The sequence below is a fragment of the Candidatus Chlorohelix allophototropha genome, from assembly GCF_030389965.1.
In the GTDB taxonomy this organism is placed as follows: domain Bacteria; phylum Chloroflexota; class Chloroflexia; order Chloroheliales; family Chloroheliaceae; genus Chlorohelix; species Chlorohelix allophototropha.
Genome location: NZ_CP128399.1, coordinates 208094 through 234740 on the forward strand (window position 1 = coordinate 208094; position 26647 = coordinate 234740).

General features: G+C 45.1%; 21 protein-coding genes. 14 read left to right on the forward strand and 7 right to left on the reverse strand.

The genetic code is table 11. The features are described from left to right. Window positions 1-88 precede the first annotated feature (88 nt). Window positions 89-2164 carry a beta-galactosidase gene (locus OZ401_RS00940; RefSeq protein WP_341468836.1) on the forward strand — a complete coding sequence of 692 codons (2076 nt, stop codon included), beginning with the start codon at window positions 89-91 and terminating at the stop codon, window positions 2162-2164. A gap of 105 nt (window positions 2165-2269) precedes the next feature. On the opposite strand, the gene OZ401_RS00945 is transcribed toward OZ401_RS00940, so the two are convergent. After that, window positions 2270-3448 carry a hypothetical protein gene (locus OZ401_RS00945; protein WP_341468837.1) on the reverse strand — a complete coding sequence of 393 codons (1179 nt, stop codon included), beginning with the start codon at window positions 3446-3448 and terminating at the stop codon, window positions 2270-2272. A gap of 410 nt (window positions 3449-3858) precedes the next feature. On the opposite strand from OZ401_RS00945, the gene OZ401_RS00950 reads away from it, so the two are divergent. Together OZ401_RS00950 and OZ401_RS00955 are read left to right on the forward strand one after the other, a co-directional pair. Continuing rightward, window positions 3859-5358, forward strand: coding sequence for an acyl-CoA carboxylase subunit beta (locus tag OZ401_RS00950; RefSeq protein WP_341469882.1), 1500 nt, complete (start codon window positions 3859-3861; stop codon window positions 5356-5358). Window positions 5359-5542: 184 nt separating this feature from the next. Beyond that, the gene (locus OZ401_RS00955) at window positions 5543-6778 is read left to right on the forward strand and encodes an SDR family oxidoreductase (RefSeq protein ID WP_341468838.1); all 1236 of its coding nucleotides are present in this window, start codon (window positions 5543-5545) and stop codon (window positions 6776-6778) included. Window positions 6779-6922: 144 nt separating this feature from the next. Here OZ401_RS00955 and OZ401_RS00960 read toward each other — a convergent pair whose 3' ends face one another. The 6 genes from OZ401_RS00960 to OZ401_RS00985 form a co-directional block, all read right to left on the reverse strand. Then, a complete protein-coding gene (locus OZ401_RS00960; RefSeq protein WP_341468839.1) occupies window positions 6923-7108 on the reverse strand; it encodes a hypothetical protein in 186 nt (61 codons plus the stop codon). A 110-nt stretch (window positions 7109-7218) separates the two neighbouring features. Next, window positions 7219-8901: a zf-HC2 domain-containing protein gene (locus tag OZ401_RS00965; RefSeq protein WP_341468840.1), complete on the reverse strand. Its 1683-nt coding sequence runs from the start codon at window positions 8899-8901 to the stop codon at window positions 7219-7221. Continuing rightward, entirely contained in the window at window positions 8898-9653 is a 756-nt protein-coding gene (locus OZ401_RS00970) for an RNA polymerase sigma factor (protein WP_341468841.1), read from the reverse strand. The genes OZ401_RS00965 and OZ401_RS00970 overlap by 4 nt, the downstream gene beginning before the upstream one ends. 257 nt (window positions 9654-9910) lie before the next feature. After that, window positions 9911-10369 (reverse strand): zinc-ribbon domain containing protein, encoded by a 459-nt coding sequence (locus tag OZ401_RS00975; protein WP_341468842.1) that lies wholly within the window; start codon window positions 10367-10369, stop codon window positions 9911-9913. A 445-nt stretch (window positions 10370-10814) separates the two neighbouring features. Then, window positions 10815-12518, reverse strand: coding sequence for a CTP synthase (pyrG, locus tag OZ401_RS00980; RefSeq protein ID WP_341468843.1), 1704 nt, complete (start codon window positions 12516-12518; stop codon window positions 10815-10817). A gap of 112 nt (window positions 12519-12630) precedes the next feature. Continuing rightward, window positions 12631-13281, reverse strand: a complete 651-nt coding sequence (locus tag OZ401_RS00985) for an MBL fold metallo-hydrolase (protein WP_341468844.1) — start codon at window positions 13279-13281, stop codon at window positions 12631-12633. Between the two features lie 307 nt (window positions 13282-13588). Between OZ401_RS00985 and OZ401_RS00990 the strand changes: the two genes are divergently transcribed. From OZ401_RS00990 to OZ401_RS01040, 11 genes are all read left to right on the forward strand, one after another. After that, entirely contained in the window at window positions 13589-15286 is a 1698-nt protein-coding gene (locus OZ401_RS00990; protein WP_341468845.1) for a spermidine synthase, read from the forward strand. A 5-nt stretch (window positions 15287-15291) separates the two neighbouring features. Further along, window positions 15292-15945 (forward strand): fused MFS/spermidine synthase, encoded by a 654-nt coding sequence (locus OZ401_RS00995; RefSeq protein ID WP_341468846.1) that lies wholly within the window; start codon window positions 15292-15294, stop codon window positions 15943-15945. A gap of 61 nt (window positions 15946-16006) precedes the next feature. Further along, window positions 16007-16405, forward strand: a complete 399-nt coding sequence (locus OZ401_RS01000; protein WP_341468847.1) for a hypothetical protein — start codon at window positions 16007-16009, stop codon at window positions 16403-16405. 108 nt (window positions 16406-16513) lie between these two features. Further along, the gene (locus OZ401_RS01005) at window positions 16514-18316 is read left to right on the forward strand and encodes an NAD(P)/FAD-dependent oxidoreductase (protein ID WP_341468848.1); all 1803 of its coding nucleotides are present in this window, start codon (window positions 16514-16516) and stop codon (window positions 18314-18316) included. Between the two features lie 38 nt (window positions 18317-18354). Further along, entirely contained in the window at window positions 18355-18915 is a 561-nt protein-coding gene (locus OZ401_RS01010) for a hypothetical protein (RefSeq protein WP_341468849.1), read from the forward strand. 255 nt (window positions 18916-19170) lie between these two features. Further along, complete coding sequence (locus OZ401_RS01015; RefSeq protein ID WP_341468850.1) at window positions 19171-19956, forward strand: FadR/GntR family transcriptional regulator; 786 nt, start codon at window positions 19171-19173, stop codon at window positions 19954-19956. A gap of 97 nt (window positions 19957-20053) precedes the next feature. Beyond that, entirely contained in the window at window positions 20054-20878 is an 825-nt protein-coding gene (locus OZ401_RS01020; RefSeq protein WP_341468851.1) for an acyl-ACP desaturase, read from the forward strand. A gap of 156 nt (window positions 20879-21034) precedes the next feature. Next, window positions 21035-22189, forward strand: a complete 1155-nt coding sequence (locus OZ401_RS01025) for an acyl-CoA dehydrogenase family protein (protein WP_341468852.1) — start codon at window positions 21035-21037, stop codon at window positions 22187-22189. A gap of 99 nt (window positions 22190-22288) precedes the next feature. Further along, window positions 22289-23632, forward strand: a complete 1344-nt coding sequence (locus tag OZ401_RS01030) for a hypothetical protein (RefSeq protein ID WP_341468853.1) — start codon at window positions 22289-22291, stop codon at window positions 23630-23632. Between the two features lie 34 nt (window positions 23633-23666). Beyond that, complete coding sequence (locus tag OZ401_RS01035; protein WP_341468854.1) at window positions 23667-24539, forward strand: hypothetical protein; 873 nt, start codon at window positions 23667-23669, stop codon at window positions 24537-24539. A gap of 257 nt (window positions 24540-24796) precedes the next feature. Next, window positions 24797-26584, forward strand: coding sequence for a long-chain-fatty-acid--CoA ligase (locus tag OZ401_RS01040; protein ID WP_425607618.1), 1788 nt, complete (start codon window positions 24797-24799; stop codon window positions 26582-26584). The last annotated feature ends 63 nt before the right edge of the window (window positions 26585-26647 follow it).

Here is a 26647-nt window from a genome sequence, read left to right on the forward strand (position 1 = left end):
GAGGATTAACAGGTGGTTGACAAGGTGAACTAGTTAACCTACCATTTAGAGGAAAAATTAAAAGCTTATTTTTATAGAGGTCTTAAAAATGTCGAATTACCTGCCCCGCCCCGTTTTGGGTGTGGCTTATTATCCTGAACATTGGCCTGAAGAACGTTGGCAATTAGATGCCGAGCAAATGCGTACAATTGGCTTAAAAGTCGTGCGCCTCGCTGAGTTTTCGTGGGGGAAAATCGAATCTAGCCCCGAAGAATATGATTTTGAATGGCTGGATCGCGCTATTAATGTGTTAAATTCACAGGGGTTGCGGGTAATTCTCGGCACTCCTACCGCTGCCCCCCCTCCATGGATGGCAGAACATCGCGGCGATATACTAGCACATACCCGCGATGGGCATGTTCTTACGGTTGGGGGACGACGTTTCTATTGTCCTAGCAATGCCTATTATCGCACTCAAGTTAACCGAATTGCGCGGACAATGGCGCATCACTATTTGAATAATTATTCCGTCATCGGTTGGCAAATTGATAATGAAATGGGCAATCATGGCAATTGCCGCTGTTATTGCCAACGTTGTGCTACCAACTGGTATGCTTGGTTGCAAAATCGTTATCAAACAATCGAGGTACTAAACCGCGAATGGGGCACTATTTTCTGGGGTCAGATTTATAAAGAATGGTCGCAAATTCCTTTGCCCACCCAAACCGGCGCAGGCTATAGCCCTAGCTTAGAATTGGATTATCGCCGCTTTGCCAGCGATAATGCGCTGGAATATTTCAATTTACAGGTAGATGCGATTCGTGAACACTGGGCACCCAAACGAGGTTTTATTACCCATAATGTATTTTATGGGGATGATAACGTCAATTTTCAAGATTTAAGCGCCCCGCTTGATTTTATTTCTTGGGATAATTATCCGCATGGTATGAAGGCAGCATCAGAAATAGCTTTCTATCACGATTTTATGTTTGGTTTGAAACAAGAGCCTCATTGGGTGATGGAACAGGGGGTTGGGCCGGTTAACTGGACTAAATATAACCCTCCGGTATATCCGGGGCAAGTGCGCCTTTGGACGCTCCAGAACTTTTTGAGAGGCGGGCAGGGCGCGGTATATTTTAGCTGGCGGCAATCACGTTTTGGGGGCGAGCAATATCATAGTTCTATCATATCTCACGAGGGCAATCAAACCCGCGCTTATTATGAGATTATGGATTTGAGCAAAGAACTGGACGCTTTGCCGCCCAACTTTTTCAGACGACAAAAAGCGCGGGTGGCTATCCTTTTTAGCTATGATGATTTATGGGCTTTGCAACTGGAACCCCACAACGCGGCTTTCGATTACCTTCAAATTGTAAAGGATTTACACAATAGTCTTTGCAAGCGGTATATTCCGGTTGATATTTTACCGCGTGATTACCCGGCAGTAAAATTGAAAGAATACTCCTTAGTGATTGCGCCTGCACCAATTATTGGAGATTATTATACCTCTGATATGTGGCGTGTCTATGTGGAGGAGGGTGGCAAGCTATTGCTAATGACTAGAGCGGGGGCGAAAGAGCCAAGCAATGTTTGGTCTGACGAGGGGCAACCCTACGCTCTGAAGGATTGGCTGCATATAGGGGTGGAGGAATATATTTCTTTCCCACCTTTCATACCGGGCAATTTTAACACCGAAATTCTAGGAAATCAGCCTGCTCGCGGTGATATATCGGTGCTTTTGTGCGATGAGGTAACAGGTAGGCAAGTGAATGCCCGTCGATTATGGATAGAACGATTAGAGACGGGCGAAGATGTAGAGATTATTCTACGCTATGGTAAGTCGCTTGAGCTTGATTTCTTTGCCGATTCAGTAGCGTTAGCATGCCGAAAGCTCAATTCTGGAGAAGCCTATTATCTAGGAGTATTGCCCAATGAGCAGACTTATCGCTACCTATGGGAAGAGTTATTTCAACTAGAATGTGCTTCTGCTATCCCTAATTTGCCACTGGTCGAGGGTTTGGAAGTGGTACGAGCCGGGGATTTAAACCAATATTTCGCTTTGATTAACCATAACAGCCATTCGGTTCAGGTTCCGCTCAATCGAATTTATCGAAAAATAAAGGGCGAGGAAGTTTCAGAAATAAACTTACCGCCCTTTGGAGTAGAATTATTTTATTTATCTTGAGCGAGTAAAGCTCAAAATATGACACAGCGAATCGTGTCTATTTTCTAAAGCTTTAGCTTTAATACAATTTCAGGCAAGTGGCTTAAACCCCTTGCCTATTATTTATTATAACTGTTCCAAGCGCTGTGCGAGTTGGTCACACAGGTGGTTGGTAACGTCTCCGCGAGAATCGCTAAAAGTCCCGGTGAGAATAACCCACGTGCCAGAATCATTGTCACGTCCAAGCATCAGAGTAGAATCTGGGCCGCCTTTTCGCATTTCGAGCGTAACTTCTACATAACTGAGCGGGAAAATTTTCCGATAGTGAGTCCAATGCTTGCGACCACCGTAACAGAAAATGTAACGTGGCGCTTCATTTTTAGCCTTGAGAGATTCGTACATATCTTGGAAAAGGCTGATTCGTTCCGGCAAAAACATTTGGGTATAGAGCTTGCGGTCGCGCAAATGATATTGCAACATTGAGTTGTCGCTGATTCTGATATTGCTATAAAGCCACTCGTTACCAACTGGTAAAGGCAAAAGGTCAGCGATCAGCACATTGCCAGCGGTAGTACCAAAGCTGGCTGCAAAATATTCTTCCAGCTTTTCCGCGCTTGGATAAATCCCTTCGCCATTGAAGCGAACCCCCATAAACGCCATTATTTTGTGTTCGGGTGTAGCAAAGTGGTAAGAGACCGGAATTTTCTCCAAGCGATAGCACGCTTGCAAATCTGCAAAACGTTCTTCGTAAATTTCCATCGCAAGGCGGTGTTTTAATTCCAGAGTGCCAAATTCACTTTGTTCTTCCATCCCCAAAAACCAAATGGGGGCGTTTTGATTACCATAGCCGCGAAATTGGGAAAAGATACGGATTTCGTCTGCTCTGAAAAGCTGGTCATTAGGATCATTTGCCAGCAAAGTACGGTGTAAGGGTGGTACTTCTGAAGCTAGCACCTGCCGCCGAGTAGCTATATTTTCCCGTTGCGGTTTAGGCTCTTTCTCCGGCTTTGGAGTTTGAGATTTGGTGGTAGCGGAAGATTTGGCTTTCGAATCAGTTTTTGGCACACGGGTAGGGCGTGCTTTAGCAGCTTTAAGTAACTCTGCCTGTTCCTGAGTCTGTCGTGCCCAATCTTCATTCAGCATATTACGTACAATATTCGCCTGTTGCTCTATAGTAAGCTCGGCGGTTGTACCATCCTCATAGGAAACCAGCATTTTTGGTTGGTTTATGCTGATTACAGTATAAATTCCGCGACGATTGCGGTACTGTTTACCAATTTCGAATTCGAAGTCTTGCATTGTCATTTCTCATCCTCTTGTACTTAAATCATAGCACACCGATAGATTTGTGTCTATCAAGTTAAAAGGATGCTTACTACGTCAACTAGGCTCAACTTTTGGTATTTTCAAAGCTTTTGTGCAAATTTGAACCTAAATCCCAAAAATTGGGTGAGTAGCTATAAAGACTGTGTTATGAATTACACGAAAATATATTAAATGTGGTAATATTCGAGTCGCGGGTATTATATTTGTAAGTCGTTTATTCTCATAGAGTGAGGTAATGAGGCATGTCTGACGCAGACGCGAAAGCCAAGCTTGAAGCCAGCGCTGGCGGTAATACCACTCAGCAGCCCGCTTCCTCGGCAAACGGCGTGGTTAAAGTAAAATCTAATCTTGAAAAAGTGGAAGAGTTGCGCCGCTTACGCAAAGAGGCAATGCTAGGCGGTGGTCAAAAAAGAATTGATGCGCAACATGCAAAAGGAAAGTTAACCGCACGTGAGCGCATTGATCTTCTGTTGGATGAGGGTACTTTTGAAGAGCTAGATGCTTTTGTAACCCACCGTTCCACAGATTTTGGACTGGAAAACCAGAAATATATGGGTGATGGCGTGGTCACCGGCTATGGAAAAATTGATGGCCGTTTGGTTTTTGTCTTTTCCCAAGATTTCACCGTATTTGGTGGTTCGCTGTCCGAAACACATGCAGAAAAAATCTGCAAAATAATGGATCTAGCGATGAAAAATGGCGCTCCGGTTATCGGCTTGAACGATAGTGGTGGTGCGCGTATTCAGGAAGGCGTTGTATCATTAGGCGCTTATGCTGATATTTTCTTACGCAATGTGTTGGCAAGTGGTGTTGTTCCCCAAATTTCCGCAATTCTTGGGCCTTGTGCTGGTGGCGCGGTTTACAGCCCTGCTATGACCGATTTTATTGCGATGGTGCAGGATACCAGTTACATGTTTGTGACCGGACCAAACGTGGTCAAGGCGGTTACCCATGAGGAAGTTGATTTCGAGTCGCTTGGTGGCGCTGCTACACACAACTCGGTTAGTGGTGTGGCTCATTTTGCGGCAAAAGATGAAGTGCAATGCCTTGCGCTTCTGCGTGAATTGATCAGCTTCATGCCAAGTAATAACGTGGAAGACCCACCCTTCGTTCCTACCAATGATCCATCCACTCGCCGAGACGAGATATTAAATACTATTGTCCCTGACTCGCCGAACAAGCCTTACGATATGCGTGACCTTATCAGACATGTGGTGGACGACGGGAAATTCCTCGAAGTTCAGGAATTCTACGCCCAGAACATTGTCATAGGATTTGCTCATATGGGCGGGCGCAGCGTTGGAATAGTAGCACAGAATCCGGCAGTATTGGCAGGGGTACTAGACATCAATTCCGCTGATAAAGGTTCTCGCTTTGTACGATTCTGCGACTGCTTTAATATCCCAATTGTCACCTTAGTAGATGTACCGGGCTTTTTACCGGGTGTTGGACAGGAATACGGCGGTATTATACGGCATGGTGCGAAACTGCTTTATGCTTATTGCGAAGCTACCGTTCCAAAGGTAACAGTTATAGTGCGTAAAGCTTATGGTGGCGCTTACGACGTTATGAGTTCTAAGCACGTGCGTGGCGATATTAACTACGCTTGGCCTAGCGCTGAAATTGCAGTTATGGGCGTAGATGGTGCGGTTAATATTATTTTCAAAGACCAGATAGAGAAGAGCGAAAACCCCGATAAGACTCGCAAGCAACTCGAAGCCGAATATACCGAGAAGTTTGCCAGTCCCTATGTTGCGGCAGGGCGCGGTTATATCGATGATATTATCGAGCCAAAAGATACCCGTTTCAAGATTATTACCGCGTTGGAGATGCTCAAAAACAAACGCGATACTAATCCTCCGAAGAAACACGGTAACATACCGCTCTAGTTTAGTCGTGCCTTATAAATTTTTTTAAACCCCTTGCCAATTATTGGAAGGGGTTTTTTATACTGTAGCCACTACTACTGCGCTCAAGGTTTTTTGATTCTATTCTGACAACAAAAATATAGCACCTCAGTGCTATTGCGCTCACCTTGCCACTTGATGCCGGTGGCAGAAAGGATTGCGGAATATGGTTAGCAAACTACCTCAATTACCTGAAAAGGATTTGTGTATCCTTACTGGCGCAACTGGCGCTTTAGGTCAGGAATTATTATGCCAAATGCTGGAGAGGCAGCCTAATTTTCACATAGTAGTGGTTTCGCGTGCCAATAAAGAAACTACTGCTGAGCGGCGTATCACTTCAATTGTGCGTCGCCATTTTACCGGGGAGGATTTGGAAAAGAAATTAAGCCGCTTGAGCGTGCTTGATGGTGATGTTACTTTCCCGCGCTTGGGCTTGTCCTCAGAAGATTGGTATGATCTGGCTTCTCGTACTAAGCAGGTTTTGCATTGCGCCGCTGGTGTAAGGTTTGATCAGCCTCTTAGCGATGCACGTCGGATAAATCTGGAAGGTACTTCTCATGTCCTTGATTTGTCACGCGCTGCTAGAAAAGCAGGTAATGAAGGTCGGTTTAACTACATTAGCACTTCTTATGTTGCCGGAAAACGTAGCGGCGTGGCATACGAAGATGAGCTTCAACATAAAGCCGGTTTTCATAATACTTATGAGCAGACGAAATATGAAGCCGAGTTGCTGGTACGGGCGGCAATGAATGACTTGCCCGCTTCCATAATGCGCCCTAGCATTATAGTAGGGGACTCTCGAACCGGCGAAACGATCAATTACAAGGCTTTCTACTGGCCCTTACGCGCTTATGCCAATAATCAAATGCGGGTGATGCCTGCCAATAAACATTGTCGGGTTGACCTTGTACCGGTGGATTACGTAGCTTCCGGCGCTGCTTACATGTGCAACTTACCTCAAACGATTGGAAATACTTACCATCTTACTGCCGGGCGGGCTAACCTTGTAACAGTACGGGAAGTTGCTAAAGCCGCACTTTCTTACTTCAATGTCAAAAAACCTATTGTGGTTGATCCTCGCTTGGTAAATTTGTTGAGTGGACCTGCTGGTAAATTCCTGCTTGATGAGCGCACTTATAAGACCATAAAATTAGGTTCACCCTATTATCCGTATCTGGGTATGCGGCTCGAATTTGATAATACTAAAACTGCTACGTTGTTGAAAGAAGCTGGAATCGAAGCTCCAAGTGTGCGCGATTACTTTACCACTTTGTTCCAATATTGTGCGGAAACGGATTGGGGTAAGAAGCCACGTCAAGTACAAGCTGCCAAGAACAGGTCTGAAAAAGCTTCGGCTGAACTATCCGCTACTACCGATCCTGTGGTTACCATCAAGGCTTGATAAGTCTGAATAAGGGTAATAGCTATTGGGGAAGGGTTGCATAAACCCTCCCCAGTTTATTTGCTTTAAAATTGCTGTAATTGCGGTTGCAATAAAAAAAGAGGGCAAAATAACCCCTCTTTCATCATTTTAAAACTCAGGCGACTAGTATTTAGTGCAGTCGCGATGGTAGAAGTTAGTCTGTCTACTGCCATCCGGCTTGAGCGTCTTTACTACTTGCAGCGTGCGTTCGGTGGTCATATTCCCGCACTTTTCGCAGTTGTGTCCGGTAGGCAGGTTTACGTTCTGACCGGTAGGCACTGTTTTTGAAAGCTTTACGTCTTTTGCCATTTTAGTTCCCTACTCCTGATTGAGATTAAGCGCAAACAAAGCCCGATAACCACTTTGGCGTTATCGGGGCAAAGAATATTATAGCTCTCCGATTGATTAATAGCAAGTAGTTATAAACCCGGTTGCCAGACGGGCGGAACCTTGCTTTCAGCAATTATTCGTGGGTTAGAAGGTCTATCTCCAAACAGAGCAGTATAAATCTGCCCGGTTTGGGGGTTAAAATCGGCATAGGCTGAAGCATCGAAGGAAAAGCCGGGATTAATAACGTTTCTAAGGCACTGCGATTGCTCTGAAACAGGATTAGCCCAGCAAGTTCGAGGCAAGCCTCCTTCTGTCATATAAAAGTAGAAACCAGAACTATCGGAAGTCCAAGCAATTCTGCTTGCGCCGCAATCAGTTCCCCTACCCAAGTTTCCTGTGAAAATTGTTTTGAATGTGACAGTCGGTTTTAACATCCCTGTTATACCTTGATTTAGATCGTACAAAACTGGGCGAAATCCTGAACCTGTATATTCCAGTACCACCAATTTATTGCCTTTGGGCGAGATACTGGCAGCGGCACACAGATTATCGAAAATATTAAACGAGCCAATTTCAGAGCCATCAAGGTTTACTACTCGGTTTTGTCCTACTAGCACCCGCTTTTCATCGTCAAACCATTGTGGTGTCAGACCGGTATAGTCGTTGTTCAAAATCAAAGTGGTGCGGTTTTTCATGTCCAATATCGCCGGTTGCCCATCGAGTACGCCGTTTCCTGAGTCTCTTATTGGACCAGCTAGAAAGGTCATTTTTGAATCGCCCGGTGACCATATGGGTGCTACTCCCTCACCTACATAATTATCCGGCGCTGCTTGTGCTATAGGCGGATTGTCAACGCGGAACTGGTAAATGCCGTATTTGTGGTTATTAGTCTGGTAACCGACTGCTGCAAGCCCTTTCGCGTTGTTAGACCACACAAGCTGTCGCCACTGCACTTTACTTTCGGCGCTTTTCAGGCTCAATTGCATTTTAGTAGAACCATCGCTGTGCGTCAGGTATATTTCCCCATCCTCTTTTCCGATGTAAGCGATCCAGCCAGCCGCAACTGTTTTATCAGGCGCACTTACCGGAGCCGCACTAGCAGCAGGAGTTTCCGTTGGGCTGGCAGTTACCGCTATCATCGGTGTATCGGTTGCTTTAAGCGCAATGGCAGGGGTAGCAGTAGGCCCAGATGGTTTTGGATTGATCAAAGCTATTTCGCTAGTTGGTATAGGTACAACCGGAACATTGAGCGGTGCAACGGATGGAAAAGGTATAAGCGGTTTATCTAAAACCGGAGAAATATCCGCAGCGGTGGGTGAAGAGGTCGGTTGCGTATTTGCTATAAGGGTAGGAATAGGGGTTACAGTTGGTATAATTTGCTCGGATGGTTTTTGTGTCTGGTAAATTAACAGGAAAAAGCCGATCAAGGTAACCAGTAATAGTGCCGAATATGCTACTACCTGCCTGAACCCAGTACCGTATGCTAACCCTAGCCGCGTAGGTTGTGCTACTTTAGAAGGGATTCGGTGCTTTTCCAGATTTTTTAAAAGATTTGTGACAGGTGGTACGGCTACATTACCCAGATATTCACCGAGGCGGGCGTTTAAGAAGCGGTAATCGGTGAGTGTATTGCGACAATCCGAACAAGCTAGTATAAATTCTTCAACTTGTTGTTTTTGTGCCGGGTTTGCTTCGCCATCTTGGTATAACGAAATCAATTGCTCAGCTTCGCGGCGGTGTATCTTGTGAGGAGTCTGGGTTAGCTGACTCATAGCTGTTCCTCTGCTTCATTTCCGAACAATTTATTGGATGTACTCTGTAATATCAGGGCTTTACGCAGGCTTTCTTTGGCACGGAAGATTTGTGATTTAACACTAGATAAGGAGTCTCCGGTAATTTCACAAATTTCCCGGTAACTGAAGCCATCAACATGTAACAATAAGGCGGTCAGCTTTTGCCGCCCAACCAACTTGATGGCTCTTTCCAGTTCGTCGGTTAGAACTGAGCGATTCTCAAGACTACCGCCAGGCTCAAGTGCAGGTGTATCTGCTAAGCTATCAAAATCGTTTTCCGGTTGATTTACATCAGACTTTTGCCGAAATGAAAAAAACCGGACAACTTTATGCCGTCTGATTTCGCTAAGTGCAATATTGCGAGCAATAGCATATAGCCATGCAGACATGTTATCCGTAGGACTTTGTATTGGCAAACCACTATTTTGGTTTATCTCGCGTCGGCGTATCAGATGGCGATATGCACTCAGGAAGGTATCCTGAGTTAGGTCGCTGGCTAGTTCGGCTTCACCGACAAGCGAGTAAATAAACCGAAATATTCGAGGTTGAAACTGATTAATAATCCCATCAAAGTTAGCAGGATCCCAATCATTCCCAACCTCACCTTTAAAGATTTCAGTATCCGACATTGCGCCAACCTTATGTTCGCCTGCGGTGCAACTATCCGGGTTGGTTCGGTTTAGAATTGTAGAAGAGTAGTAAAAGTCCAGCTTTATTTTTGTATCGCGCATTACCTGAGTAACACAACCACTAAATTTGAATAAATATTAGGAAGGTCTGTTAAAAAATATAATGCACAAATACGGCTAAAAGTTGCACCACAAACATGAATAAAAGAATTAGAATATAAAGGCTATATCTATATTAACACATTACGGAAATACTTGACAGGGGAAATGAGGAAAACTAAACCGAGGAAACCTCAACTTGAGGTAAAGAGAGGCGGGTATATAATTTGGATTTAGCCCGCCTAATAAATGCTAGTTGTTTAAAGAACCTGTTCAGACTCCTTATTTGATTCTTCGTGTTTTTCGTCCTGATTTTTTTCTGCTGGTGCTAATTCAGACGGCGGTATGGTAGTATTAGCCCGCATTTCGTTATAACATTTGTAACAGTAAACGGGTCGAGAAAGCCTTGGACGAAATGGAACAGTAGTATCTTTACCACAGGCAGCGCAGTTTATCTTGGTAGTTTCTTTTACAGTACTGGTAATTACGGCTGGTGTAGTAGACTCTGTCGGCTGCTCCTGAGCTATTTCCGGTTGTGTTGGTACTGGAACTTGGATACTATTTAGCGCTGCTGCTGTTCTTCTATTTGTGCGACATTCATGGCAACGACCGGGCTGGTTTACTAAACCCTTTTGTTGGTAGAAATCTTGTTCACCTGCGGTAAATAAAAAATTAGTGCCACAATCCTTACAAATCAAGCTTATATCTTCAAATTCCATCTGAAACCCTTCCCCGTTATTTAGTTCAGTTATACCCCAAAGAACGCTAGTATAACCTCACCACTGTGAGCTTAACCTTTTACCCTATAACTTTAAATTTGGTAGCTTCCCCTAATTTGTAAAAGTATCTGCGAGTTCTAAGTCTCTCTCCGTAACTTTCAAAAGTATAATTCATATTTATGAAAAACGCAATAGTTTAACAGATTAAAGTCTAATAAAAACCCCTTGAAAAAATATTTCGCCTAGTGGTAAAGAAGATAAAATTCAGCCACTGTTAAATATTAATTCGAGTTTTTGTATATATATTATTTACACGTTTGAGCTTAGATTTTAAAAATAGGCTGTTCCGACTTATTTTTAACCTATTAAAAAAATATGAAGAAGTATATAAATGCTAAATTTTAAAATGCGCCCAACCAGAGTTAGTGGTTGAGCGCTTCGGATTCTACGAGTTAATTGAAGATAGTTGATAACCAACTGCTTTTCCAGTTACTTGGAGTGTCTCATCGAGTGGCAGAATATGTTGTTCACCTTCGTGGATTACTTTCATAGCGGCTGCTACGAAATCGCGGAATAGGGGATGTGGACGATTCGGTCTCGATTTAAATTCGGGATGAAATTGAGTACCTACAAACCAAGGATGATCTCGTAATTCGATTACTTCTACCAGTCTGCCATCCGGTGAAAGCCCGCTGAGAATAAGTCCGGCTTTAGTAAGACGCTCACGGTAGGCGTTATTGAATTCAAAACGATGGCGATGCCGTTCTAGTACTTCTTCTACATTGCCGTAAGCCGCCGCGGTTTTAGTTCCGGGTGTGAGGCGACAAGGGTACAAACCTAGTCGCATAGTTCCGCCAAGGTCGGCAATATCGCGTTGGTCAGCCATCACGTCTATTACTGGGTCAATCGAGCGAGAATCCACTTCGGTGGTATTTGCAGTTTTTAAGCCGACGACGTGACGGGCAAAATCGATAACTGCCATTTGCATTCCGTAGCATAGCCCCAGATAGGGGATTTTGTTTTCGCGTGCAAATTTGGAGGCAACGATTTTCCCTTCGATGCCGCGATCGCCAAAGCCTCCCGGTACTACAATGCCATCCACCTTTTTGAGCAGTTCAACGGCTCGCTTATACCCTTGTTCCCCTTCAAAAGATTCGCTGTTTATCCAATCTATTTCGACCGAAATATTGTTATGAAGTCCGGCGTGCTGAAGCGATTCCGCCACGCTCAGATAGGCATCGTGTAATGCCACATATTTTCCAACCAAACCGATTCGAACGGTACGCTTTGGGGTGCGGATTCGCTCAACCAAATTTTTCCATTCTTCCAGTTCGGGAATACGAGCGGGTAAACCAAGCCTTTCTACTATGTAATTGCCAAGCCCATATTCTTCCAGTACCAACGGTACTTCATAAATTGAACTGGCGGTCTGGAGTGGCACGCACCCTTCCATTTCCACATCGCAGAATAGAGCAATTTTGGAACGTACTTCATCCGGTATCGGGTGGTCGCTGCGTAGGATTATGACATCGGGGCTGATTCCGATGCTGCGCAATTCTTTGACGCTGTGTTGCGTAGGTTTGGTTTTTAATTCGTTGGTAGGTGAAATCATGGGCAGCAAAGTCAGATGGATGTATAAGACGTTGTTACGCCCGGCATCTTTGCGCATCTGGCGAATGGCTTCGAGAAAAGGTTGACCCTCAATGTCGCCAACTGTACCGCCTACCTCAACGATTACTACATCTGGGTTGCCATTGCGGGCTACTGCACCGATTCGAGATTTGATTTCATTGGTGATATGCGGAATTACTTGAATAGTGCCCCCTAGAAAATCCCCACGTCGCTCTTTGGCAATTACATTGCTATATACCTGTCCGGTAGTAACATTAGAGGCGCGGCTGAGATTTTCGTCGGTAAACCGTTCGTAATGTCCCAAATCGAGGTCGGTTTCTGCGCCGTCATCGGTTACGAAAACTTCGCCATGCTGGTAGGGTGACATTGTACCGGGGTCAACATTTAAATATGGATCTAATTTCTGGATTTTAACCGAGAATCCCCTGCTTTTAAGCAAGCGTCCAATACTGGCTACGGCGATGCCTTTTCCGACCGAAGAGACTACTCCACCTGTAACAAATATATACTTCGGCATTCTTTCAAATTCCTTTCCTAATAAGGCTTCGCACAGGCTGCGCCCGTATTCTTTACCTCGGTTAAATCGCTTATAAAAAGGGGGAGGCGGGACTTAGCCCGCCTCTTGCTGCTCATTTGTAACTGTTTCGATGGTCTAGAACTATGACCTTCGTGCCTTCCGGCAAATCCGAGGGCTTTACAGTTAATTTTTCCTGTGGTGAGATATCTTGTATCCCCATTTCCTTACTGAACTTACTGATGTCGTCCAGTTCCGCGTCTAGCCCTTCCACCCGGTAATGCATTGGGATTACGATGTGTGGCTCAATTTCACTGATTATTTCAGAAGCTTGATTTACAGTGATAGTTCCTTGATTGCCGACCGGCACCATTAGTATATCAATCCGACTCATCAACTCAAGGTGTTCCGCTGTTAGCGGATGTCCAAGCGTGCCGAGGTGACAAATCGACATGCCTTCTAGTTCGAAGACATAAATAGTATTTTTGCCGCGCAACTTGCCTTTTTCCATATCGGCGTAAGAGCCAATTCCGGTGATGAATACTTCGTTTATTTCATATTCACCCGGACCTAGAATAACTTTAGGTTCGCCCTTAACCGCTTCAATAAAACCGTAGGAATCCCCGTGACGGCTTATAGTAACAATATCTGCACGTGGTCTTCCAAAATCATATCCAAGCCGTTTACTATACGGGTCTGCAACAATTGTAGCTTCACGGCTGCGAAGACGAAAGCAATTGTGACCGAGCCAGGTTATTTCTGCCATTTTAGATTATGCCACTGCGCCTTTTTCTAGATTTTTTTGCTCGTACAAATATATACGAGCTTAGACAAGCATTAGAATTTATAGCCTAAATGATACCACATTTTTCAATTCCATTAAAGTGACAAGATTCTTTTTCCCTAAATCTGGTAAGCTACTAGAATTATCCACAATATATTATGATACTACAATAAATAGGCGAATGTTTCTCGTTTGCGCTAGCGTTTTGGTTGGCTTGCCCGCATCATACCTAACGGTTATAATGACCTGAAGTAGTGTTGGTTTTTTACTCTTGGAGATTTATAAAATAATGGCAATAGAACCAAAGAATGCTGGAACTGGGTCTTCCGAATCCAGCGGTTTTGGGGGCGCATTGGGGATGAACGGGGCTGAGCAAGTTCTAGTTGAAGAATCATCCGGCTCTGCCCTAGCAAAACCTCCTTTTTTGCTCACGATTGTATTTGTGGGCGGAATGTCGGTAATGGCAACTGAGATGTGCGCCAGTCGTTTACTTGCTCCCTATTTTGGCACTTCACTGCTTATCTGGGCAAATATCATTGGCTTTGTCATTGTTTATCTCGCCATTGGTTATTATCTGGGTGGGCGTTTAGCAGACCGCTTCCCGCGCCCAGAAGTGCTTTACCAGCTAACTGCTTTTGCGGGTCTAGCAATGGGTTTAATCCCTTTCCTGACGCGCCCCATTCTTGATATTGCTTACGACGCTTTCAGAAATGTAAACGGTGGGATTTTTTACGGTTCGCTAGTTGGTATCCTGTTGCTGTTTTCTGCTCCGGTGATACTGTTAGGCTGTGTTACCCCTTTTGCAGTTCATCTGCGCGCCCGAAGTGTGAAAAATACCGGTAAGGCTGCCGGTGGAATCTCTTCATTAAGCACTATTGGAAGTATTCTTGGCACGTTCATTCCGGTACTGATAATGATCCCGTTGGTGGGAACTCGCACTACCACGTATACCTTTTCGCTGGTATTGCTGGCTTTCTCAACGGTTGGGTTGTTTTTGCTGCGCTCGCGCCGAGTGCCTATTTATGCCGGGTTTATGGCGATAATACTGGCGTTAGCGGTTCTGACCATACAGGGTGTTACTCGTCCGGCGGTAAACGGCGAGTTGGTATTCGAGAAAGAGTCTGCCGACAATTACATTCAAGTGGTAAAACGCCCGGTTGGCGACGGTACTTACCGCTTTGATTTGGTTCTGAACGAGGGCAGGGCGGTTCACAGCATATATTATCAAGACCCTAACCGTATTCTTACGGGCGGTCCTTGGGATTACTACATGATTTCGCCTTTCTTTAATAAAGATATTAAAGAAGCGGATATCAAAAGGTCTATGCTCATTGGTCTTGGCGCGGGTACCGTTTCAAAGCAGTTAACTCGTGCCTATGGCTCAAATATCCAAATTGAGGGAATTGAGGTTGACCCTGAGATTATTGAGGTAGGGCGCAAGTATTTTGATATGAATGAGCCTAACCTCAAAGCTATTGCCGATGATGGGCGCTATTACCTGATTACCAGCAAAGAAAAATATGACATTATCGGAATGGATGCCTACAAGCAGCCTTATATTCCCTTCCATCTGACTACTCAGGAATTTTTCAAGCAGGTGCGCGACCACCTTACTCCCACGGGAGTAGCAGTGGTAAACGCTGGAGCGCCTGAATACGCAGATGGCAAACGCGATTACCGTTTGGTTGAGGCGCTGGCAAGTACCATGAAAACGGTCTATCCGAATGTATATCTGGTGAATGTGGATGGTTACTTTAACACTATGGTAATCGGCACTAACCAACCCACTTCTATTGATAATTTCAGAGAAAATATTACCAAGTATGTTTCTAACGACCTTATCAAAACGGTAGGCACTACTGCGTTGGAAAAAGGTAATATCCGCGAGTGGAATAAAGCAGATGCTTTTTTCACGGATGACCTTGCGCCGGTTGAGCGCGTGATTGATACGATTATCCTAGATTATGCGCTGGGCGGAGGTAAGTAAGCAGTATGAGTGCAGTTAGCCTTGAAAGAGAACCCGCTAAAGTTCCAGCAATGCGCGTCCCGTTGCTGCTTACAATTGTATTTGTATGTGGCATGTCGGTAATGGCGATACAGATGTGCGCCAGCCGATTAATTGCCCCTTTCTTCGGCACTTCCTTGATTATTTGGGCAAATTTAATCGGTTTTACCATGATATTTCTGGCAGCAGGCTATTATCTGGGTGGTCGCATTGCCGACAAATACCCTCAACCTGCGGTATTGTATCGGCTTATTGCGATAGCCGCTGTTTTTACCGCCTTAATACCTGCCCTTTCTTCACCGCTTATGGATGTGGTGGGTAGCACATTTAAAAGCGCAAACGGTGGAATGTTCTTCGGGTCGCTTTTCAGCATATTGCTCTTGTTTGCAATACCATTGGTGTTGTTAGGTTGTGTATCACCCTTTGCGGTAAGATTACGGGTAGCGCAGATCGGCTCTGCCGGTAAAACCGCCGGAGGGATTTCTTCATTAAACACGCTGGGGAGTATCATCGGCACATTTATACCGGTGCTGTTACTGATTCCCTCTATCGGTACACGCCTTACCCTGTATATTTTCGCCTTTGCCTTGCTGGCTTTCTCGCTGGTGGGGTTGTATTTAGCGCAAAAGAACTGGAAGTAAAGCTTATTTGAATGCGGTAGCGGCAAAGTAAACTGGAACTATCTCAATAAGGAGAAAATTCGTGAGAATCAAAATTAAACGGCGTGTACGTACCAGTAGCTCAGAGCAATGGGCGCTGTTCGATGCCGATGTGATGGATGAGAATGAGCAACCCACTAATATCGGTAAAGCGGACGTTCACTATGACCCGGAAATGGTATTCGTAACCATGTTGCTGTGGTCAGAGTTTACCGAAACTTTGGACGAAACTACTGTGCAGCAGGTTATTGATGAGATTATGGATGAAATAACCGAGCCGGTGGGAGCCGCAGCCGATTTTAGCCTTGACTTTTTCACTCCTAGCCTCAAAGATTACAAATTCCAGACCAGCCTTGAAGATGAGGAAGAATGGGATGAGGCTGAAGAAGAGGAAGAAGACGAAGAACCGCATGAGCGGAATGGCAAGAATCCCTGGAATTAGTAAAATTTAACAGAATCCGCTCTAACATTTCACCTGCAGGGTTAGCATCTTTGGGCTTCTCAAGGGTATAATTATATTTCTAATTAATACTGTTGATAGGCAAAAAAAATGCTAACCTCTAAAATCGCATACTCGGATAACCATGACGATCCAGCGACTGCTGCTTGCGCACCTTGCGTGGCAGAAGCAGTTTTACCTGAAATAAGGTCATCCGAATCTGAAACCCTCGCGGATAGTCTTTCTCAAAAGTATCCTCGAACTGTAGCCGCCCTTCGCCAAATTGAGGGCGGTCTTCAGCACCTTACATATATCACTGCTATTGAAGAACGCTGGAAAAAAATAGCCAGAGGCGAAATGCCCCAAGAAGGGGAGGTGCTGCATTACGTACCTTCTGAAGCCGACCTACCACCTTCAACTGAACAATATGATTTGGTATATTGCGGTGGTGTGCTAGGTTTGTTTAGCGCTGCGGTAATGGCACGTAAAGGCTTTCGTGTACTGGTTTTTGATCAGCGGCGCGTAGGTACTAGCCATCGCGAGTGGAATATCAGCGATGAAGAACTGGAGAAATTTGTTGAAGCCGGGTTGTTTACCCGTGAAGAACTTGAGCAAGCGGTATCTTCTCGCTACAAACGCGGGGTTATACGCTTTTATAACAAGGATATCGGCGTAAAACCGGCAGAATTGTGGCTTGATCGGGTTTTGGAAGTTGCTATAGACCTTGGCACTTTGTTGGAAATGGCAAGGCGCAAATTTGAAGAGGCGGGCGGAGTCATTCGTGATTTTCGTTCCTTTAAAAAGGTCTATGTTACTGAGCAGGGTAAAGTGCGCTCGGTGGTGGAGGTACAAAACCAAGCGGGGGAACTTGAATACTATAAAGCACGTCTGACGGTTAATGCGCTCGGTTCGATTTCACCTCTTTCGCTTGTACTTCAAAACGGAAAACCTTTTCAGGGGATTTGCCCTACTGTTGGTTCAACCGCTATTAACTTTAAAACTGGCAAAGGTGAAAAAGAAGTTGACCCTGAAATTGGCGATGTGCTTCTGACGGTGGCGCATGCCCAATCCGGGCGACAATTGATATGGGAAGGTTTTCCCGGCAGAAATGGCGAAATGACGGTCTATGTTTTTTACTATGATACCGTTTCGCCCGATAAAGCCGCAGCACAAAGCCTGCTCGACCTTTTCGAGCGTTATTTTGAGCTTCTAAGCACTTACAAAGAACCGGGCGAAGGATTCGCGCATATAAAGCCGGTTTATGGTTTTATTCCGGCGCGACACTTTCAGCATAAGGTGGAAAGCGCTAGCAAACGCGGGATAATCTCGGTGGGGGATGCTACTTCGCCACAATCCGCTCTTACTTTTTGTGGCTTTGGTTCGCAGGTCAGAAATTTACCGCGTCTAACTCGCTTGCTCGAACGTGCGTTGCAAGAGGAACTGCTTGAGGAAAAGGACTTGCGCAGAATTGGCGCACATCAGACTAATATCAGCGAACTCTGGGTATTTAGCCGTTTTATGCAGCCCTACAAGGCTGATGAACGTCCTGAAGATGTAAACCGGATTATGAATGTTTTTTGCGACAACTTGAACCGTCTTGGTCCTGCCTTGACCAGACGCTTTTTTCAGGATAAAGTTCTATGGAGCGATTATAACCGGATTACTTTTGGTACTGCGATTCGCTACCCTAAAGTTTACCCGCTTACCTTTGAAAACATCGGGATGCAGGGGGTATGGTATTGGGTAGTGGATTATATACGATTGAGCAGAGAAGCCATTTTGTGCGGGCTTTACCGCAAAGTGGGGCAGAAACGACAGGCTAAATTGCTCAACTGGTTGGAAAACCGCAATAAGTCGTTGGCGTTGGCGCTTTCGGCACGGCATGAAGAATGGCAAGCCAGTGGCTGGTTATAGCAGTTCTGGTGGTTTTTAATTAGGAGATAACTGGTTAAATGCAGAAAATTGATTTATCAAAACTGGTCTTAAAGGGCGAGGTTAAAAAGAATTATTCGATTAATGCCAACGCCGATTTGATATACGAATACCTCAGCGATATTCGTATTCTATTGAAACATGTACCCAATGTTACCAAGGTTCAGCTTCGCCCGAACAGCGGGAGAGCACGGCTCTACTTCAACTTTAACATACTGGCAGTTTCAATTGATGCGGTGGTAGATATTGACCCTGTGTTTAATCAGGAAACTCGCAATATCCAGTTTACCAATCCAGAAACCCCTTTTGCGCCCATACCCAGTGGTTTTGTAACAGGTACTTTTGTGGCTGATATGAGCGTTACCGCGAAGGATGAGGGCAATTCTCGCATTACCAGTCAGTTAACGCTTGGCTTCGATTCGAAGCAAGTGGATATGATTTCGATGTTCTCGAAAAGCTTTATTCAGTCTCAAGGTCCCGGTCTGCTTAAGGATTATATGGAACGGCTAAGCCTTGAGTATGTTAACCGTCTAGCTGACCATTTTTCGGTGTGGCAGCGCGAACGCAAAAAGGCGGTCTAAAAACCTACTTTCGAAGTCATTACCCTTATCCGTTATGGATAAGGGTTTTTTATTTACCCCTTATTTACTTTATCGGCAAAACCCATTGACTGCCTGTTTATTACGTGCTATTATCTATTCATATGATTTGTCTGACAAATACCCATTTTGCATCAATCACTAATAATTCAAACATCGCGCTACTGGTTTTACTTTTATGTTCTTTAACAAAGGGGCTTATACCCCTCTAGTTGTACCGGAAAGGGCGATACCCGATTGAGTAACGATTTTGCTTTGCCCAATTATTACACCATGCAAGTAAATGGTTCTACACCGAAAGAAGAACACAAGAAGCGTACTAAGTTACAATTTGAGACCCTTAAAGTGCCGCGTGCCAGCGAACTGGTAGCAGAAAAATTGCGTTCAATCATTCTATCTGGGGTTGTCGTTGAAGGTCAGAATTTGCCGCCGGAAAAAGACCTAGTTTCCCAATTAGGGGTAAGCCGTGCCACTCTACGCGAAGCTTTGCGGATGCTAGAAACCGAAGGGTTAATCAGCACCAAAACCGGTCCCAAAGGTGGTGCAACGGTGCGTAGACCCGGTTCGGCAAATCTCACCCGTTCGTTGGCATTGCTATTACAATTGGAAGAAACTCCCTTCCAAATGTTACTTGAAACACGCCGAATGCTGCAACCGATTTGCGCCGAATTGGCAGCGCAGAGAATCTCCTCTGATGAATTGCAAGGCTTGCAAATGGCTCTGGAGATGATGCGGCACAATCTTGATGACATCCCGAATTACCTTGAAGCCCAGTTACGCTTTCATCTTGGTATAATCTCAGCCGCCCATAATGATGTACTCAGGCTTTACACCACTTCAGTTGGTGAAATAATTACCGCTCAAACTGCCCGGATTGGTTTGAGTGAGGCAGAACGCCGTACCGGTTTGAAAGCTGCGGAAAGTATTCTGGCAGCAATTGAGGCACATGACGGCGCACTTGCGGCACGGCGGGTTGAAGCCCATCTGCGGGCTTTTGAAACAATTCTACATAGGGAAAAATAAGTATGCTCGTATTGAAAGCTTGCAAAATTTTAACCCTAGTTTTGTATTAGTAGTTGTGAACTACCAACAGGGTAGTAAGTAGTAAGGAGACCTTGAAGTGGTTTTTTCAGGTTTGTATGATAAGTTAGAACGCGCCCGGTGGAATATGAATGATATTCCACTTGACCAGATAGATAAAAGTAAAGTTGACGCTGAAATGCTGCATGATGTCAAGCACGTTTGCCTGACTGAACTCGGCTCAATTCCCGCCACTCGCATGTTTATGCGTGATTTTGCCGATGATATGGATTTTCAGCGTTTCATTAATGTATGGAGTTTTGAAGAAGGTAAACACAGCCTTATTCTGGAACGCTGGTTGAATGCGAACGGGGTTGAGCTTGAACCTGAGCAAGTGCAAAAGATTAACCTTGAATTTGAGCCTGCTCCGTGGATTGAGACTTTGACGATGCACTTTTTGGGCGAACAGCGTTTAGGTATGTGGTATTCCTCTTTTGCGGGGATTGGCAAGAACGCTGCCGAAAAGTTTTTGCAAGAGCCGGTATTGCGCAAAATTTTTACCCAGTTGTCGGCGGACGAATGGCGACATGCCGGTTGCTATTTTGTTTATCTCAAGAATACCGTTGCAAAAACTCCTGAATATCTGCAAAACATCGCCCGCATGATGCTGTGGATGTTGCGTAGCAAATATCGCCATCCCACCAATATCACCGATCCTTCAGTGGTTGACCAGTTGGAAGACCCTAACTATTTCAGACATATGGTTGATCGCTACACTACTTCAGTGGGAGAGAAGGCGATGGAAAAGCGCGTTTTGAGCAGCTTTTCAATACTTACCGGAATACAAATTGAAACACAGAAGGATGTTATAAAATTTCTGCGCAATAAATTTGGTCAGAAATCCTTGGAGGAAGTACCTTCCTAACAAGCTAACCGGGGTAATGGCTGACATAGGTTTGCGGCTTCGCTTGTAAATAAAGCGTAAACTTGTGTATTTACCGAGTCTCAAAGCCTCGACTTTTTCTCAGCGATGAAAAATGTAGGTAGCAACGGCGCTACAAATGTTGAAAGGTGGTAATAAATGGATTTTAATTTGCCAGAAGAACTGATTGAATTAAAGAAAAGCGTGCGGGAGTTCGTAGGAAACGAACTTTTACCGATCCAGCAACAGGTTGAGAAAGAAGATAAAATTCCAGATGAGGTGCTAAAGAAAATGGCATCCCTGGGATATTTCGGCTTTCCTTTCCCAGAAAAATACGGTGGCGTAGAGATTGGCTATTTGGGCTATTGCCTTGCATTGGAAGAACTAGGGCGTGCTAATGCTGCTTATAGCAATATAATCGGCGCACATACCAGCATAGGTTCTAGCAGCATTTATTACGGTGGGAATGAAGCTCAAAAACAAAAATATCTGATACCACTGGCGGAAGGCAAAAAGTTGGCAGCCTTCGGTTTGACCGAACCCGGCGCTGGCAGCGATGCCGCCGGTATTCGCACTACCGCCTACAAGAAGGGCGACCATTATTATATAAACGGTCAGAAAATCTGGATTACCAACGGACCTTATGCCGATGTAGTGGTGGTATATGCCTCAACTGATAAGACCCTTGGTCCCAAAGGTGTCAGCGCCTTTATCGTAGAGAAAAACTTCCCCGGCTTTGTGGTGGGCAAAACCGACGAAAAGATGGGCTTGAAGGGTAGTCATACCTGTACCCTTTATTTTGAGGATTGCGAAGTGCCGGAGGAAAACCGCATAGGTCCTGAAGGTACAGGCTTTTACACCGCCATGAAAACTCTGGACGGTGGGCGCATTACTCTGGCGGCTGGTGCAGTAGGGGCGGCACAGGCGTTGCTCGATTTGTCGGTTAAACATGCAACCGAGCGTGTCCAATTTGGCAAACCTATCGGTGCAAATCAGGCAATTCAATGGATGCTGGCAGATATGGAAGTAGAAATACATGCAGCACGACTTATGACTTACCATGCGGCGTGGAAACTGGATAACGGGCAGCGGGTGAGCCATGAGGCGGCAATGGTCAAGGTGTATGCCAGTGAAATGGCAAATCGTGTAGCAGACAAAGCCTTGCAAATTCATGGCGGTTTGGGCTACATGCAAGAATATTCGATTGAGCGTGCCTATCGCGATGCTCGTATTTTGCGCATCTATGAAGGCACCAGCGAAGTGCAGCGTATGATTATCGCGGAGGACTTGCTAAAAGCAGTTCGGAAGGATTAAACTCTAGTATAGCTGAAAAGGGCAGGATAGTTGCTTGCCTGCCCTTTTTATGTGCTAGCCTATCAGCCATAGTCTGCCGTTACACAGAAAGACCGGAAAATGTCTTCCAAAGCAGCCGCAGAAACAACTCCATTTGCACGAAATCGGATTAATATCGGTGAAGGTAAAATTTGGCCTGTTGCTATTTGGTTTGTAGGTCCGGTTCTACTGCGGTTGATATTTATGCCAGTCAGCCATACTTGGGATACCCAGATTTGGTATTCTTTCCTCGCCGATATAAAATTCGATCATTCTCCCTATGATACCCTGCAAACACTCTCTTATGAAACCCGTTCCGAGCGAATTTACCCCTACTACGAGTATTTCGCTTACCCTCCCGGAATCTTGTATCTGTATTATCCTATCGGTAAATTCTACGCTCTACTCGACCCAAATTTAAACTATGTACTGGGTCGTGGTTTTATCCCATTGATAACCCAGATTCCTTGGTTTTTTTACTTTATTTTCAAAATCCCGGTGATGCTGGCGGACATGGGTATAATGGCGCTTCTTTGGAAAATGGGTGGTAAGGCTGTGGCACGGCGCTATGCCTATAGCCCTTACGTTATTGTGGTGGTGATATGGACTTTTGACCCAATCATGATTTTTTTTATGTTATTGGGTGTTTACGCGCTAGAGCGTAAAAATTACGATCTGTCAGCAATCTCTTTTGCTATGGGTACTGTCATTAAATTTGTACCTGTATTCATAATACCAGCGATTCTACTTTATCTGGTGCGGAAAAATGTAACCTTCCTAGGTTTATTACGTTACATCGCGGTATTTGGAATTACAGTCGGTGTTCTTATATTTCCTTATTTAAAAGGCACCCTTTTCACGCTTGAATTTCACGGGGCACGTATCGGGGGTGGTTTGAGTTGGCAATCCATTTTCAACCTAGTGCTGGCATGGCTCCCTCAATCTATGTCCGTAAGTAATGCAACTGCGCTTTCCGCTGCGCTTGGAAGCCTATTCTTGCTGGTGGGAATGATGGTAATTTATGCCTACACCTACCGCATGAATCTGACTCTTAACTCTACTATTGTGGTGACAATACTGGGCTATTTGGCTTTCACCAAAATTGTAAACGAAGTTTACGCTCTAGCGGTAATCCCTTTTATTTTGCTGGATTTAAAAACACACAGCTCCGCTAAAAAGGAGCGTTTTTACAAATTATTTTGGTCAATACCTTTAGGTTGGTCTATCATAAATGTGCCAGCCTATCTGGGGTTTGCTTGGATAAGCGCTACCTTTGATGCTTATAACTATCCCTCATTGCTAGGCTTGTCAATTTTGAGCGATCAAAAGAGTCCTATGCTGGTTTACTTTGTGGTTGGTTCGTTTTATACCCTCTTATGTTTGTCCGGGATTTCACTTTTCAGTATTAAGGAAACCAAAACCTAGTCTTGTTAGACCAACCCAGAAAGGAGTTGCCTGCTTGAGTGTGACGGAAACGGAAGAAAAAACTTCTGCAAAAAGCCCGGTGATGCGTTTTATCACATACCTGCTGGATAAGCAGATTCACTTTATTGTACTAGGACTGGCAATTGCATATCTGGCTTACTCGTGGTTTTCGATTCAAGTGAAGTACACCCAGATTCAATCCTATGATTTCATGGGTGCCATTTCTATCTCTTATCGTGATACAAATCTGTATTTTTTCCGGGATACTGGTGATAGCCGTCCGGTTATTGCCAGCCAAACCAGTGATCGGTTGCTGGAGTATAGGGATTGGAATAGTAGTATTACAGTCAATGGGAACAGCCTTAAGTTATGGGATACCTCAAATGGTTACAATGTGGATTCCCAGAACGCCAAATTGTACCAGTCAATGAGTCGCAATGATTGGGTAGTATTCAAAGAGGTTACGCTTGGACCTGACCCTAAAAGAGTGCTGGTGGAATATTATTATCGGAATGATAAGAGAGCTTCGGATGTGAGTCTGGAATTGGGACACTACGGCAACTTTGTTTCCACCAAAGTAAATAAAGATAATTTTGAGGCGGTAGTAGGCAGTGGTCTGTATGTGGTGACACCCAAAGCAGGGCAGGCAAGCGGGCAAACCGGATTAGAGCCTTCGGTTATTGGGTGGGGTACTACGCAATCGCAAACGCCCCGTTATTTGGTAAATCTCAAAATTAACACTGCTGCACTGAAAAACGTAGAGCTAGCCATTAAAAACGGTAGTGACGTGAGCGAGCAAGGCACCTTGCAAAATGTTGTTACTACCTATTCTCTGAAATCTATATCGCTTAATCAGCGTGTGTTATTGGCTTCGGAGGAGATTATCTGGCAAGACTTAAGTAACTAGATTACTAGGTTTAAAGCGGCAGGTTTGTCGATGTTCATTCGCTGTTAAGTTTGCCGCTATACCATTCAAAACACTCAGGCAGACAATGTCGTTTACCTGAACACGGCAATGAAGTCCGAAAAGGAGTATCCCATATGAGTTCCTCTGACAAATCTGGTTCCCAAAAAGGGAGTTCCCAGCTTAAATCCTCGCAACATCACTCCCGTACAAGTAGCACACTACGACAAGCGGCTGAACTGGTTGATCATGAAACGCTACTGCTGCGACCATGGCTTAAAGCCTACGAACTAGGCGTACCGCCCGACTTACCTTTACCCAATCGAACCCTCGGCGAATTACTGCGAGATACTGCCGCCAAATTCCCTGATAAAGCTGCCATCTACTTCTACGGTAACAGCCTGACCTATAGGGAAGTAGATATGCTGGCAAACCGTTTTGCGTCCGGTCTGGTGGATATTGGGGTTAAGCCGGGCGATAAAGTAGCGTTACATCTGCCTAATTGCCCTCAATTTGTAGTTGCCTATTACGGGGCGTTACGAGCAGGCGCAATAATAGTTCCCTGTAACCCGACCTACGTTGAGCGCGAGCTAGAGCAGCAATTAAACGATAGCGGCGCACAAGTAATAGTAACCTTAACCATGTTTTTTAACCGGATTAAGGCGATTCGCTCCCGCACCGCTCTTCAGCGGATTATCGTGGGCAATATCAAGGATTATTTTCCGCCACGTCTGAAAGCGCTTTTTACTTTATTAAAAGAGAAAAAGGGTGGTCATAGGGTTGCTTACAAGGGGCATGAGGTTTATGGCTGGCTGGATTTTCTTGAAGCTTACACCCCTGTTGCGCCTGAAATTAGCCTTGACCCCGATGATGTAGCAGTTTTTGGTTATACCGGAGGTACTACGGGTGTTCCTAAAGCGGCGATGTTGACTCACCGCAACCTTATCACCAATGCCGAGATGTGCCATGTATGGAGTGGTTCAAGACCGGAAGGCTCGGATGTTTGCCTGTCGGTAATCCCCTTTTTCCATTCATATGGCATGACAGTGGGGCTGAATAGTAGCGTAGCGCTTGGCACTGCGATGGTTTTGCTGCCTAAGTTTGAGCTTATCGAAGTTTTGAAAGCGATCGCACACTATCGCCCCACCCTATTTCCGGGCGTTCCGGCAATGTATATCGCCCTGTTAAATGCTAAACACTTGATAGCCTACAACCTCAATTCCGTAGAAATTTGTTTGAGCGGCGCTTCTCCTCTCCACGCGGATGTTCAGAGTCGTTTTGAAGCGGTAACAGGCGCGAAATTGGTAGAAGGTTTTGGCATGACTGAATGTTCTCCGGTTAGCCACAGCATCCCAATTTTTGGCAAGCGTATGGCGGGCAGTATTGGTGTGCCTCTGCCGGGTATGGATTCCAAAATTATGGATCTTGAAACGGGGGAAACTGAGTTAGCGCCCGGTGAAATCGGTGAATTGGTAATCAAGGGACCCACTGTGATGAAGGGCTATTACAACCGCCCAGATGAAACTGCTCGGACTTTGCGCAATGGCTGGCTTTATACCGGCGATATTGCCAAAATGGACGAAGACGGTTTCTTCTATATCGTGGATCGCAAGAAGGATATGATTTTAAGCAATGGTTTTAACGTGTATCCACGTGATGTTGAAGAGGTATTGTTTACCCATCCTGCTGTCAAAGAAGCGGTGGTAATCGGCGCGCCCAATGAACGTGGCGACACTACCGTGAAAGCTTTCGTGATTTTACGGGACGGGATGGTGGCTACTTCAGAAGAAATTATCGAGTTCTGCCGCTTGAATTTGGCGCGGTATAAAGCCCCACGTGTGGTTGAATTTCGCGATTCTTTGCCCAAAACCCTAATCGGCAAACCGCTACGGCGGGTGCTGGTAGAAGAGGAAAAGCAAAAACTGGCAGCGAAACATGCCTTGGAAGAAGCTCAACCGCATATTCCAATCCCTCATACAAAAAAGATTCGGCTACCGCTGCCAAAAATCGGCTTGCCGCTCAAGTTTGGTCGCGGCATTATACATTGATATTTTTCTCCCCCTTCGATACGTAAGGGGGATTTTTAATCCGAGATTAATCTTTGCAACTTT